12 protein-coding genes are annotated in these 13,886 nt (G+C 60.6%); 9 read left to right on the top strand and 3 right to left on the bottom strand.

All coding sequences use genetic code 11. The features are described 5' to 3' along the window. The first annotated feature begins 92 nt into the window (after positions 1 to 92). The 4 genes from CE491_RS12475 to CE491_RS12460 all read left to right on the top strand — a co-directional run bounded on the left by CE491_RS12475 (position 93) and on the right by CE491_RS12460 (position 3,862). Entirely contained in the window at positions 93 to 1,469 is a 1,377-nt protein-coding gene (locus CE491_RS12475; RefSeq protein ID WP_110948649.1) for an L-serine ammonia-lyase, read from the top strand. A gap of 70 nt (positions 1,470 to 1,539) precedes the next feature. Further along, a complete protein-coding gene (gene gcvT, locus CE491_RS12470; protein ID WP_110948648.1) occupies positions 1,540 to 2,661 on the top strand; it encodes a glycine cleavage system aminomethyltransferase GcvT in 1,122 nt (373 codons plus the stop codon). Between the two features lie 402 nt (positions 2,662 to 3,063). Next, positions 3,064 to 3,276: a cold-shock protein gene (locus CE491_RS12465; protein ID WP_110948647.1), complete on the top strand. Its 213-nt coding sequence runs from the start codon at positions 3,064 to 3,066 to the stop codon at positions 3,274 to 3,276. A gap of 97 nt (positions 3,277 to 3,373) precedes the next feature. Continuing rightward, entirely contained in the window at positions 3,374 to 3,862 is a 489-nt protein-coding gene (locus CE491_RS12460) for an RDD family protein (protein WP_110948646.1), read from the top strand. A 97-nt stretch (positions 3,863 to 3,959) separates the two neighbouring features. On the opposite strand, the gene lptG is transcribed toward CE491_RS12460, so the two are convergent. Both lptG and lptF read right to left on the bottom strand, forming a co-directional pair. Further along, the gene (lptG, locus tag CE491_RS12455; protein WP_110948645.1) at positions 3,960 to 5,021 is read right to left on the bottom strand and encodes an LPS export ABC transporter permease LptG; all 1,062 of its coding nucleotides are present in this window, start codon (positions 5,019 to 5,021) and stop codon (positions 3,960 to 3,962) included. Then, the gene (gene lptF, locus CE491_RS12450; RefSeq protein ID WP_110948644.1) at positions 5,014 to 6,129 is read right to left on the bottom strand and encodes an LPS export ABC transporter permease LptF; all 1,116 of its coding nucleotides are present in this window, start codon (positions 6,127 to 6,129) and stop codon (positions 5,014 to 5,016) included. Before lptF ends, lptG begins: the two co-directional genes overlap by 8 nt. Positions 6,130 to 6,433: 304 nt before the next feature. Here lptF and CE491_RS12445 point away from each other — a divergent pair, with 304 nt between their 5' ends. From CE491_RS12445 to rlmF, 5 genes are all read left to right on the top strand, one after another. Further along, positions 6,434 to 7,924: a leucyl aminopeptidase gene (locus tag CE491_RS12445; RefSeq protein WP_110948643.1), complete on the top strand. Its 1,491-nt coding sequence runs from the start codon at positions 6,434 to 6,436 to the stop codon at positions 7,922 to 7,924. Positions 7,925 to 7,989: 65 nt separating this feature from the next. Next, positions 7,990 to 8,418, top strand: a complete 429-nt coding sequence (locus CE491_RS12440) for a DNA polymerase III subunit chi (RefSeq protein ID WP_110948642.1) — start codon at positions 7,990 to 7,992, stop codon at positions 8,416 to 8,418. A gap of 7 nt (positions 8,419 to 8,425) precedes the next feature. Then, positions 8,426 to 8,863, top strand: coding sequence for a DNA polymerase III subunit chi (locus tag CE491_RS12435; RefSeq protein WP_110948641.1), 438 nt, complete (start codon positions 8,426 to 8,428; stop codon positions 8,861 to 8,863). Between the two features lie 226 nt (positions 8,864 to 9,089). Beyond that, on the top strand, positions 9,090 to 11,936 hold the full coding sequence (locus CE491_RS12430; RefSeq protein ID WP_110948640.1) for a valine--tRNA ligase: 2,847 nt from the start codon (positions 9,090 to 9,092) through the stop codon (positions 11,934 to 11,936). Between the two features lie 202 nt (positions 11,937 to 12,138). After that, the gene (gene rlmF / locus CE491_RS12425) at positions 12,139 to 13,158 is read left to right on the top strand and encodes a 23S rRNA (adenine(1618)-N(6))-methyltransferase RlmF (protein ID WP_110948639.1); all 1,020 of its coding nucleotides are present in this window, start codon (positions 12,139 to 12,141) and stop codon (positions 13,156 to 13,158) included. Between the two features lie 188 nt (positions 13,159 to 13,346). Here rlmF and CE491_RS12420 read toward each other — a convergent pair whose 3' ends face one another. Next, positions 13,347 to 13,628, bottom strand: coding sequence for an HU family DNA-binding protein (locus CE491_RS12420; protein ID WP_110948638.1), 282 nt, complete (start codon positions 13,626 to 13,628; stop codon positions 13,347 to 13,349). Positions 13,629 to 13,886 lie beyond the last annotated feature (258 nt).

Raw genomic sequence — 13,886 nt, 5'->3', positions numbered from 1 at the left:
ATAAGCGGTAAGTCAGACGCCGATCGGCTCTGGCTTGCGGCTTGTAGCTCGCAACTCGCAGCAGCGCCTATAACAACAACCGGAGCCTGACCATGTCCCTGAGCGTGTTTGACCTGTTCAAGATTGGCATTGGCCCCTCAAGCTCCCATACCGTGGGCCCGATGCGCGCTGCGGCGCGGTTCGCCGAAGGCCTGCGTCGTGACGACCTTCTTTCCAATACCGCCAGCGTGCGGGTCGAGCTGTATGGCTCACTCGGCGCCACCGGCAAGGGCCACGGCAGCGACAAGGCCGTATTGCTGGGCCTGGAAGGAGAACATCCGGACACCGTGGACACCGAGCACGTCGACGCGCGCCTGCAGCGAATCCGCAGCAGTGGGCAGATCAATCTGCTCGGTGAACACAGCATCGAATTCATCGAAAAACAGCATCTGGCGATGATCCGCAAACCCCTGGCCTACCATCCCAACGGCATGATTTTCCGCGCACTGGATGCCGCTGGCCTACAGATTCGCAGCCGTGAGTACTACTCGGTCGGTGGCGGATTCGTGGTGGACGAGGATGCAGCCGGGGCCGATCGCATCGTCGAGGACAGCACGCCTCTGCCCTACCCGTTCAAGACCGGCAAAGAATTGATGGCCCACTGCGCGAATAGCGGGTTGTCGATCAGTCAGGTGATGCTGACCAACGAAGCCGCCTGGCGACCGGAGGCCGAAACCCGCGCAGGGCTGCTGAAGATCTGGCAGGTCATGCAGGATTGTGTCGAAGCGGGCTGCCGCAACGAAGGCATTCTGCCGGGCGGTCTGAAGGTCAAACGGCGCGCCGCCGCGCTGCATCGACAGTTGTGCAAAAACCCGGAGGCCGCCCTGCGTGACGCCTTGTCCGTGCTGGACTGGGTCAACCTCTACGCGCTGGCCGTCAACGAGGAAAACGCCAACGGCGGCCGCGTGGTCACCGCCCCCACCAACGGCGCCGCGGGGATCATCCCGGCGGTGCTGCATTACTACATGCGCTTCATCACCGGTGCGAACGAAGACGGCGTCGTGCGTTTTCTGCTCACTGCGGCCGCCATCGGCATTCTTTATAAAGAGAACGCGTCGATTTCCGGCGCCGAAGTCGGCTGTCAGGGTGAAGTTGGCGTGGCCTGCTCCATGGCTGCCGGTGCGCTTTGCGAAGTGCTGGGCGGCAACGTGCAGCAAGTCGAGAACGCTGCCGAAATCGGCATGGAACACAACTTGGGCCTGACCTGCGACCCCATCGGCGGCCTGGTTCAGGTGCCGTGCATCGAGCGCAATGCGATGGGCTCGGTGAAGGCCATCAACGCGGTGCGTATGGCGTTGCGCGGTGATGGGCAGCACTTCGTCTCGCTGGACAAAGTGATCCGCACCATGCGCCAGACCGGCGCCGACATGAAAAGCAAATACAAGGAAACAGCCCGTGGTGGGCTGGCCGTGAACATTATCGAGTGCTGACCTCAGCCTATTTTCATCGTGTTCCGCGCCTGCGCGTGTGGAACCTGCAAACGCATTCAAGGAGTCATCGATGTCCACAGAATTGCTGAAAACCCCACTTAACGACCTGCATCGGGAACTGGGGGCCAAGATGGTCGAATTCGCTGGCTACGACATGCCCGTCCAATATCCGGCTGGCGTGATGAAGGAACACCTGCACACCCGCGAGCAGGCCGGCCTGTTCGACGTGTCGCACATGGGCCAGATCCTGTTGAGTGGCCCGCACGCCGCCCAGGCGCTGGAGACGTTGGTCCCGGTAGATATCATCGATCTGCCGGTGGGCATGCAGCGCTACGCCATGTTCACCAACGAAACCGGCGGCATTCTCGATGACCTGATGGTCGCCAATCTGGGTAATGACCAACTGATGCTGGTGGTCAATGCCGCGTGCAAGAATGAAGATCTGGCGCACCTGCGCCAGCAGATCGGCGACCAGTGCGAGATTACCCCTCTGTTCGAAGAGCGCGCCCTGCTCGCCTTGCAAGGTCCGCAAGCCGTCACCACGCTGGCCCGCCTTGCACCTGAGGTCGCGAAAATGACCTTCATGCAGTACACCACGCTGCAGATCGACGGCATTGACTGCTATGTCAGCCGCTCGGGCTATACCGGCGAAGACGGCTATGAGATTTCCGTACCGGCCGAGCAGGCAGAATCTCTGGCGCGTCGCCTGCTGACCGAGCCGGAAGTCGCACCGATCGGCTTGGGTGCGCGAGATTCATTGCGCCTGGAAGCCGGCCTGTGTCTGTATGGCCACGACATGAATATCCAGACCACGCCAGTTCAAGCGAGCCTTCTGTGGGCCATTTCCAAAGCGCGTCGCGCCGACGGAGCGCGCGCGGGGGGCTTCCCGGGCGCTGAACAGGTGTTCGCCCAGCACCAAAGCGGTGCAGCACGTAAGCGTGTCGGCCTGCTGCCGCAAGAGCGCACACCGGTACGAGAGGGCGCGGAAATCGTCGATGCCAATGATCAAGTCATCGGTACAGTCTGCAGCGGCGGCTTTGGCCCAACCCTTGGCGCTCCACTGGCCATGGGCTACCTGGATGCGGCTTTCACGGCACTTGAAACACAGGTCTGGGCCATTGTGCGCGCAAAGAAAGTGCCGATGCGGGTCAGCAAAATGCCTTTCGTTGCGCCACGTTACTTCCGCGGCTGATTCCCAACGTCAAAAAACTGCGGCACCGCAACAGTGCATTAGCTGTTCGGACGCCGCAGTCTAGCGCCTCTTAAAACAGCAATAAACCGCAATCGAACTGTCAAAAAATTGCACTTCCAAATGCCCTGCAATAGCAAAAACTATCGATCCCTACGGCTTGGTTAAACTTTTCAAAAAGTGGTCGAAACCCCCTGAAACCGGGCTTTCCGGGGGCTTGTTTTTTCTGCGAGAGTTAGCGTAGAGTTTCCCGACTGTGTTTGCATGGGTCGCTGAATCGTGACCTGGGCAGTAGCGCCAAAAGCAATGCTACATCCCGCTCTACGTTTCTTCTTCCTGCAACCAGCCCAGTACTCTTTCGTGTGAAAGGGACTGTCATTAATTTATGCTTCAAGGAATAAGAAAATGTCTCAACGTCAGAGCGGCACCGTTAAGTGGTTTAACGACGAGAAAGGTTTTGGTTTTATCACTCCAGAGAGCGGTGCGGATCTGTTCGTCCACTTCCGCGCCATTCAGGGTAGCGGCTTCAAAAGCCTGAAAGAAGGCCAGAAAGTGACCTTCGTCGCCGTGCAAGGCCAGAAAGGTATGCAGGCTGACGAAGTACAACCTGAAGGCTGATAGCTGAAAGCACAAGAGCCCCTGATGGCGACATCAGGGGCTTTTTTATGCCTGCGAATCAGTAAACTGCCTGCATCCAGGCGAGTGAGCGCTGAGCATGCCCAGACATCAACTACGTCCACAAGGTGATTTCCCCCCAGTCGGCCTGGGTCGGCGTCTGGCCGCGATCTGCTACGACACCCTGCTGTGCGTGGCGCTGCTGATGATGATCACCTTCATCTATAAGCTGGTATGGATGAGCATCGTCGGCGAAGCCAGGCTGCGTCAGCTTTCCGAATCCGGCGCGCTGGACGGCGACCCTCTGCTCTCGACCCTTCTGCTGTTCGCGCTGTTTGCCTTCTTCGCCAAGTTCTGGACCCATGCCGGGCAGACGCTGGGCATGCAGGTCTGGGGCATCCGCGTGCAGAATGCCGACGGCACTGGCATCAGCCTGTGGCAGGCGCTGCTGCGGTTCGTGGTGGCGATCGCTTCCTGGCTGTGCGTAGGGCTTGGGTTTTTCTGGAGCCTGTTCGACAAGCGCAAACGCAGCTGGCATGACATGTATTCCGAGACGCAGTTGGTAAGGATTCCAAAGCGTAAGAAGTAGTCGGCTCAGGCTGCGGCTGGGCTCTGACCGGACTGCTACGGGGGCGTGCACAAAAAAGCCGACGCTGAGGTCGGCTTTCTCCACTACAGGCTGACGATCAACCCGCTCGGCGCAGCAACCAGATACCCGCCAGTGCGCATATCCCAGCAGGCACCAGCACCGCGAAAAGCGGCGAGAAGCCGAATACCAGGCTCGATGGTCCCAGCAAATCCTGCGCAATGCGGAAGGTGAAGCCCACCAACACGCCCGTAAACACCCGCTGACCCAGAGTCACCGAACGCAGCGGGCCGAAGATGAACGAGATCGCCATCAGCACCAGCGCCACCGTCACCAACGGCTGCAGGATCTTGGTGTAGAACGCCAGCCAGTAACGACCGTTCGCCAGGCCCTGATCGGCCAGATAGTGCGCATAACCATAAAGCCCGGTCATGGACAGCGACTCCGGCGGCAGTACTACGGTGCTCAACAGCTGCGGGCTGAGGGCGATGTTCCAGCGCTCTTCCGGGGAGTTGACGACTTCGGTGCGCCCTTCGTGGAATACAGTCGTGGCGACGTCCTTGAGCTGCCAATAGTCGGTCTTGTAGTTCGCCTGCTTGGCGAAACTGGCGCTGATCATGTGACGCTGGTCGTCGAAACGGTAGCGGGTCACGCCGTACAACAAGCCGTTCGGCTGCACGGTGTTGATGTGGATGAACTCGTCACCCTGGCGATGCCACAGGCCGTGGCGCGCACTCTGCGCATCGCCCGTGCCCTGAACCAGGGAACGTGCGGCCTGCGCCTGCGCTTCGGTGACCGGCGCGACGTACTCACCAATCAGCAGACCCGCGATCATCAGCACCAGCATCGGCTTCATGACCGCCCAGACGATGCGCCCGATGGACACACCCGCCGCGCGCATGATGGTCAGTTCGCTGCTGCTCGCCAGGGCGCCCAGACCGATCAGGCAACCAATCAACGCTGCCATCGGCAACATGTCGTAGAGACGGCGCGGCGCAGTCATGAACACGAAGCTGCCAGCGTCCCAGAACGTGTAGGTGTCACTGATATCGGCCATTTCGTCGATGAACGCGAACAGCGAAGCCAGACCGAGAATGATGCCGAGCACTGCAAGAATGGCCATGAACACACTCTTGCCGATGTACCAGTCGAGCTTAGCCATGGGTCACCTCCGCATCACGGCGGCTCGCCATTTTCAAGCGCAAAGGCTCCCAGTAAAGCAGCCCAAGCCCGATGGAAAGGAAGATCGCATGCACCCACCACAAGCCCAGCGGCCCCGGAATCTTGCCTTTCTCCAGCGCACCGCGAGCGGCAATCAGGATGGTCAGGTAAGCCATGTACAGCAGGATCGCCGGCAGCAGCTTGAGGAAACGGCCCTGACGCGGGTTGACGCGCGCCAGCGGCACGGCCATCAACGTCACGATGAACACCAGAATCGGCAGCGAGATCCGCCATTGCAGCTCGGCCTTGTTGCGTAACGAATCTTCGCCGGTCAGTAGCTCACTGGTCGGGATCGCATCCCGGTCGGTGATCTCGTCACTGATGTCCGGTTTTGGCAGCAGCGCGCCATAGGTGTCGTACTTGATCGCGCGGTAATCGGCCTGGCCCGGATTACCGTCATAGCGGTAGCCGTTGTTCAGAATCAGGTAACGGCTGCCGTCGGGCTTGATTTCCTGCTTGCCCTTCTCGGCCACCAGCACGGTGATGCCGTGGTCCTTCTTCTCCTCCAGCTTCTTTTCGGAGATGAAGACGCCACCGAGATTGATGCGATCGTCAGTCATGGTTTCGGTATAGGTCACGCGGCTGCCGTCACGCAGCAACTGGAAACGGCCCGGCACCAGGGTGTCGAACTCGGTCATCGCGTCCTGTTTGTTGATCAGCAACTGGAACTGGGTCGCGCCCTGCGGTGCCAGGCTGAAGCTCAGCCAGGCCACGAGCAGGGACACCAGCGCGGCAGGCGCCAGAGTCATCCACAACAGGCGTTGCTGGCTCATGCCGGTGGCCGCCAGAACGGTCATTTCGCTTTCCAGATACAACCGGCCGTACGCCAGCAAAATGCCGAGGAACAGCCCCAGCGGCAGAATCAGTTGCATGAACCCCGGCAGACGGAAACCCATGATCAGAAACAGCACACCGGGATCGAGAGCACCGGAGGCGGCCTGGGCCAGATATTTGATGAAGCGGCCACTCATGATGATTACCAACAGCACAGCGCTCACAGCGCTCAAGGTAACCAGCACTTCTCGGGACAGGTAACGGAAGACAATCAAACCAGACACTCCAGGGTCGTCACGCTCAGACAGCCTGACAAGGAAATGGGTCCATCATGGTGCGCGCGACCGCGAACCAGCGAAAAAATATGCGGCATTATCCTGTGATTGGGTGTGTCTGTCACTGAGCGCGCCGGATACTTCCTTAACCCAAGCTGACGCAGGCGTACTTAACGGGGTTGTCATCGGTCCTTTGGCGGGGTCAAACTGCGGGCCTTGCCGCGAGCAGCAGCGCTGCGGTCTTGCAGCTGCCAAGCCGCACATTCATTTTGCGATAACCCACAGTTTATTCGGGGACCCCGACATGGAATTGGTTGTTAAAAGCGTCACAGCAGAAACCTTTAAGACCGCCACATTGGTGGTTGCCGTCGGTGAAGGCCGTACCCTGAGCGATGTTGCACAAAGTATCGACACCCTGAGCGGCGGCGCGATCAGCGCAGTGCTCAAGCGCGGCGACCTGGCTGGCAAAGTGGGCCAGAGCCTGCTGCTGCACAGCCTGCCCAACCTCAAGGCCGAGCGCGTTCTGCTGGTGGGCAGCGGTAAGGAGCCGGAGCTTTCCGACCGTCAATTCCGCAAGATCATCGGCGGCGTACTCAACACCCTGAAAAGCCTGGGCGGCACCGATGCGGCCTTTGCGCTGGATCACCTGAACGTCAAGAATCGCGACATCTATGGCAAGAACCGCCTGCTGGTCGAGACGCTGGCCGATGGCGAATATGTGTTCGATCGTTTCAAGAGCCAGAAAATCGACCCGCGCGCCCTGAAGAAAATCACGCTACTGACGGCCAAGTCCACCATCGCCGACGTCGAGCGCGCCGCCAGACACGCCCAGGCCATCGCCGCCGGCATGGCGGTGGCCCGCGATCTGGGCAACATGCCGCCGAACATCTGCCACCCGACTTACCTGGGCGAACAAGCCAAGGCGCTGGGCAAGGCGAATAAAGGGCTGAAGGTCGAAGTCTTCGACGAGAAGAAAATCGCCGACCTGGGCATGGGGTCGTTCCTGGCAGTCGGTCAGGGCAGCGCTCAGCCGCCACGCCTGATCGTCATGCAGTACTCCAACGGCAAGAAAAGCGAAAAACCGTTCGTGCTGGTGGGTAAAGGCATCACCTTCGACACCGGCGGCATCAGCCTGAAACCGGGTCTGGGCATGGACGAAATGAAGTTCGACATGTGTGGCGCTGCCAGCGTGTTCGGCACGCTGAACGCCGTGCTGCAACTGCAACTGCCGATCAACCTGGTGTGCATCATCGCAGCGGCGGAAAACATGCCGAGTGGCACCGCGACCCGTCCTGGCGACATCGTCAAAACCATGAGCGGCCAGACCGTGGAAATCCTCAACACTGACGCCGAAGGCCGTCTGGTGCTGTGTGACGCCCTGACCTACGCCGAACGCTTCAAGCCACAGGCCGTGATCGACATCGCCACCCTGACCGGCGCTTGCGTCGTCGCACTGGGCGGCCACACCTCGGGCCTGCTGGGTAACAGCGATGCGCTGATCAATCAAGTGCTGGACGCTGGCAAGCGCGCCGACGACCGCGCCTGGCAACTGCCGCTGTTCGATGAGTACCAGGAACAGCTGGACAGCCCGTTCGCCGATATCGCCAACATCGGCGGCCCGAAAGGCGGCACCATCACCGCGGCCTGCTTCCTGTCGCGCTTCGCCAAGGCCTACGAGTGGGCGCACCTGGACATCGCCGGCACGGCATGGCTGAGCGGCGGCAAGGACAAGGGCGCCACTGGCCGTCCGGTTCCGCTGCTGACGCAATACCTGCTCGACCGCGCGGGCGTGTAATACACCTTGAGTCTGCCGGCCCTGACATCCGTCACGGTCGGCAGGGCTGACGCTCTGGAATCTTCATGACCCAAGTCGACTTTTACATCCTGCCCAGCGCCGACCCGCTCGCGCGCCTGGACTTCGCCTGCAAACTGACCGACAAGGCCTGGCGCCTCGGTCACAAGGTGTATCTGCATTGCAGCGACGCCGAGCAACGTGCTGAGCTGGACGCCAGCCTGTGGCGTTTCAAGGGCGAAACCTTCGTGCCTCATGGCCCCGTGGAGGACGATCAGGACGCCCCCATAGCATTGGGCATTGGCGCCGATCCCGGCTCTCATCAGGATCTGCTGGTCAATCTCGACCTGCGCATCCCCGAATTCTTCAAACGATTCGCCCGCGTGGCGGAGATCGTCGTGGAAGATCCGTCCATCCGGCTGGCAGCGCGCGAGAGTTTCCGCTTCTACCGTGAACAGGGCTATCCTCTGCAGGATCACCGACTGCAGCGGCTTTGAGCATACGATGAATAATTCTAAAAACCTGAAAGACTCCGCGCACTTGCTGGACGACCTCGAGTCGATCCGCCAACTGCTCGGCGATGATTCCCTGCAACCGCCCTTGCTGACCGACACGGTCCACGGCGAAGGCCAGATTCCCCTGTTGTTCGATGTGGTCAGCGGTCAAGTGGTTGCGGCCGATGAGCAGCCGAATGCTGACGACATTCCTGTACTGACCGCCGAGCCTGAGGCCACCCTCGATACGCCCGCTGCGCAACAGCCAGCACCACAAGGCCGCACGCCGGGCCCGGACGACCTACTGCACCTGGACAGCGAACTGCGCGCCGCCGCGCAATTGATCATGCAAGAGGTGATCGACGATTTCGCCCCGCACATCGAGAACGAAATCAAACGCCGTCTGGATGCGCGGATGGAGCGATTGTTGAGTCAGTATCAGGATTGACGCCGACGACTAGCTGCTAGAGCGCTCGCCCGCGATGGCGTTCGTACATCCGATGCATCTTTATTGTGTGTCAAGGCCATTCGCGGGCGAGTGCGCTCCTACAAGGTGCTCGCACACCAAGGCTCGCTGGCCGAGAGCTTGGGTTACCGCTTGTAGCTTGCAGCGGCCTTGAAAAGCTATACTTCCCGGCTTTTCCGACTCAAAGCAGATCAGGTTCCCGCCGCGCATGGACAAGACCTACCAGCCGCACGCCATCGAAACTTCCTGGTACCAGACCTGGGAGTCCGAAAATCATTTCGCTCCGCAAGGCGCGGGCGACTCGTACACCATCATGATTCCGCCGCCGAACGTCACCGGCAGCCTGCACATGGGCCACGGTTTCAACAACGCGATCATGGACGCCCTGATCCGTTTCCGCCGCATGCAGGGTCGCAATACCCTGTGGCAGCCCGGCACCGACCACGCCGGTATCGCCACCCAGATGCTGGTCGAGCGTCAGCTCGAAGCGCAGGGCCAGAACCGTCATGATCTGGGCCGTGAGAAATTCCTCGAAAAAGTCTGGGAGTGGAAGGGTCAGTCCGGCGGCAACATCAGCCGTCAAATCCGCCGCCTGGGCTCGTCCGTGGACTGGAGCCGCGAGCGCTTCACCATGGACGACGGCCTGTCCGAAGCCGTTAAAGAAGCCTTCGTGCGCCTGCATGAAGACGGCCTGATCTATCGCGGCAAGCGCCTGGTCAACTGGGACACCAAGCTGCACACCGCCATCTCCGACCTCGAAGTGGAAAGCCACGACGAGAAAGGCAGCCTGTGGAACCTGCGCTACCCTCTGGCCGACGGTGCGAGGACCGCTGAAGGTCTGGATTACCTGATCGTCGCCACCACGCGTCCGGAAACCATGCTCGGCGACGCCGCCGTTGCCGTGAACCCGAACGACGAGCGCTACAAGGCTTTGATCGGCAAATTCGTCGAGCTGCCACTGGTGGGTCGTCGCATTCCGATCATCGCCGACGACTACTGCGACCCTGAGTTCGGCACCGGCTGTGTGAAGATCACCCCGGCCCACGACTTCAACGACTACGAAGTCGGCAAGCGCCACAACCTGCCGCTGCTGAACATCTTCGACAAGAACGCTGCCGTTTTGCCCACAGCTCAGGTGTTCAACCTCGACGGCACTCTGAACGAGTCCATCGACGGCACGCTGCCTGCCGAATACGCAGGCCTTGATCGCTTCGAAGCGCGCAAGCAGATCGTCGCCGCGTTCGACGCCGCGGGTCTGTTGGTCAGCGTTGACGACCACGCCCTGAAAGTGCCGAAAGGCGATCGCTCCGGCACCATCATCGAACCGTGGCTGACTGACCAGTGGTACGTGTCGACCAAGCCGCTGGCCGAGCCTGCCATCGCCGCTGTCGAGGACGGCCGCATCGCCTTCGTGCCCAAGCAGTACGAGAACATGTACTTCTCCTGGATGCGCGACATTCAGGACTGGTGCATCAGCCGTCAGCTCTGGTGGGGCCATCGCATCCCGGCCTGGTACGACGCCTCGGGCAAGGTCTATGTCGGTCGCGACGAAGCTGAAGTACGTGCCAAGCACAACCTCGGACCTGACGTTGCGCTGCAACAGGACAACGACGTGCTCGACACCTGGTTCAGTTCCGGCCTGTGGACCTTCTCCACACTCGGCTGGCCTGAGCAGACCGACTTCCTGAAGACCTTCCACCCCACCGACGTGCTGGTCTCGGGCTTCGACATCATCTTCTTCTGGGTCGCCCGGATGATCATGCTCACCATGCACCTGGTGAAGAATGAAGACGGCACCCCGCAGGTCCCATTCAAGACCGTTTACATGCATGGTCTGGTGCGCGACGGTCAGGGTCAGAAAATGTCCAAGTCCAAGGGCAACGTCCTGGACCCACTGGATATCATCGACGGTATCGACCTCGAGACGCTGGTGCAGAAGCGCACCTCGGGCCTTATGCAGCCGAAGCTGGCGAAGAAGATCGAAAAGCAGACCCGTGATGAGTTCCCTGACGGTATTGCCAGCTACGGCACAGACGCCCTGCGCTTCACCTTCTGCTCGCTGGCGTCCACCGGTCGCGACATCAAGTTCGACATGGGCCGCGTCGAAGGCTATCGCAACTTCTGCAACAAGATCTGGAACGCTGCGCGCTACGTGCTGGACAAGGGTGAGGACTGCGGCCAGAACGGTGAGGAGGTCGAACTGTCGCTGCCGGATCGCTGGATCATCTCGCAATTGCAACGTACCGAAGCCGAAGTGACCCGCCAGTTGGATCAGTTCCGTTTCGACCTGGCGGCGCAGGCGCTGTACGAGTTCATCTGGAACCAGTACTGCGACTGGTACCTGGAGCTGTCCAAGCCGGTATTGTGGGACGAGAACGCGCCGATCGAGCGTCAGCGTGGCACCCGTCGCACGCTGGTTCGCGTGCTGGAGGTGGCAATGCGCTTGGCTCACCCGTTCATGCCGTTCATCACCGAAGAAATCTGGCAGCGCCTGGCGCCGCTGGCCGGCGTGCAAGGCAAAACCATCATGCTGCAACCGTGGCCGGTGGCGAACGAAGCACGTATCGACGCGGCTGCCGAAGGCGACATCGAATGGCTCAAGGGCCTGATGCTCGGCGTGCGTAACATCCGCGGCGAGATGAACATCGGTCCGGGCAAGCCGCTGCAATTGTTCCTCAAGAACGTCAGCGCCGAAGACCAGCGCCGTCTGAACGAGAACGAGCACCTGCTCAAGAAGCTGGCCAAGCTCGAATCGTTCACCGTGCTGGCTGAAGGGGCAGAAGCGCCGCTGTCGGCGACCGCACTGGTGGGCGAGATGGAAGTGCTGGTGCCCATGGCCGGGTTGATCGACAAAGGCGCCGAGCTGGCCCGTCTGGACAAGGAAATCCAGCGTCTGCAAGGCGAAGTGCAACGTGTCGGCGGCAAGCTGTCCAATGCGTCATTCGTCGACAAGGCGCCGCCTGAAGTCATCGCCAAGGAACGCGCCAAGCTGACCGAAGCCGAACAGGCGCTGGGCAAATTGGCCGAGCAGCATGTGCGGATTGCCAGTTTGTAAGTGACCCCAAGCAGCCAGCCTGGAGACAGGCTGGCTGCTGACCACGAATCCTGTAGGAGCGCGCTTGCCTGCGATGAGGCCAGCCCGGACACCGCCATTCTGGGAACAGGGTGCGGTGCTCAATCCGACGTCATCGTCCGAATGCGGCCCAGACCAATCGCGCTCCTACCGGGCGCGGTGCCTGTCAATAGAACCGATTTCCATGACCATTGCCCGCCCCCCCAAAGCACCCCGCAAGAAGCCCGGACCCGCTCAACAGGCTCAGCCTGCCGAGCCGCGTGAAAAGGCCAGCCTGCACCCGCGCAATCGCCATCAGGGCCATTACGACTTCCCACGCCTGATCAAGAGCAGCCCCGAGCTGGGCAAGTTCGTGATCACCAACCCCTATGGCAAGGAGAGCATCGACTTTGCCAATCCGGCGGCGGTGCGGGTGTTCAACCGTGCGTTGCTCAAGGCGTTCTACGGCATCGTCCATTGGGACATTCCGGCGGATTACTTGTGCCCGCCGATCCCCGGCCGTGCAGACTACCTGCATTTTCTTGCCGACCTGCTGGCCGAGCACAACGACCGCGTTATCCCGCGCGGTGCGTCGGTCAAAGCGCTGGACGTCGGCACCGGTGCCAACTGCATCTATCCGCTGATTGGTCACAGCGAATATGGCTGGCACTTCCTGGGGTCGGACATCGACAACGTCGCCCTGGCATCGGCCACCACCATTGTCAAGGCCAACAGCCTGGGCAAGGCCATCAGCCTGCGCCAACAGAACAACCGCAAGCACATCCTCGTCGATCTGCTGCTGGCCGATGAGCGCTTCGACATCAGCCTGTGCAACCCGCCCTTTCACGCCTCCGCGGAGGAAGCCGTGCGCGGCAGCCAGCGCAAATGGCGTGCGCTGGGCAAGGCCGATCCCAAGCGCAAACTGCCGGTACTGAACTTCGGTGGCCAGGCGGCCGAATTGTGGTGTGAAGGAGGTGAAGCGCGTTTCGTCTCGCAACTGATCGCCGAGAGCGCACGGGTGCCGATGCAGGTGTTGTGGTTCAGCACGCTGGTGTCCAAGGCCTCGAATCTGCCACTGATTCAGAGCGCGCTGAAGAAAGCCGGGACCTTCGAGAGTAGGGTCGTAGAAATGTCGCAGGGGCAGAAGCAGAGCCGGTTCGTTGCCTGGACCTTTCATGACAAAGCGCAGCAGGCGGCCTGGCGGGCGGAACGTTGGGGGTCCTAACATAGCGTGCTGTAGGAGCGCGCCTGGCCGCGATTGCAATTGACCTGCCATTCATCATCGCCCGACACGGCCCATCGCGGGCAAGCGCGCGCCTACAGAAGCCACTATCCATTACCCAATCCCAGGCACAAAAAAACCGTGCCCGGATCGCTCCATCACACGGTTTTTCCAGCAAGCAGCGTTTTCGCTTACTTGTTGACTGCGTCGGTCAGGCCTTTAGCCACAACCAGCTTGATCACTTTCTTGGCAGCGATTTCGATGGCAGCGCCAGTCGAAGGGTTGCGGCCGGTGCGGGCAGGACGCTCGGTCACTTTCAGCTTGCCAATGCCAGGCAGGGTGATCTCGCCGCCATTTTCCAGTTGGTCAGCGACGATTTGACCCAATTGGTCGAGAGCGTTGCGCGCGGTGGTTTTAGGCGCGTCGATAGCTTCTGCGATATCGGCGATCAATTGGTCTTTACTCAGAGCCATGGTGGTGTTCCTTCCCTATCAAATTCATATGGTTTGCAGAGTGTGTACAGACGCGAAATGTAGATACTGAAATCGGCCTTTGGTTCGGCCGAACGCCCACAAACTGCGTGCTTGGCGCGCATCAGTGCGCAAGACCGGGCAAAACTAGCACAGAGCCACGCAAATATCCGCACCTACCTAGCCATTTGGTCAGCTTTATCACGGTTGAAACCCAAAAAAGTCATATTAATGGGCTTGGAACCCTGTTTCAGGCCCCGC

The organism is Pseudomonas bohemica (assembly GCF_002934685.1).
GTDB classification, from domain to species: domain Bacteria; phylum Pseudomonadota; class Gammaproteobacteria; order Pseudomonadales; family Pseudomonadaceae; genus Aquipseudomonas; species Aquipseudomonas bohemica.
This window is presented reverse-complemented; position numbering and strand designations above follow the sequence as displayed.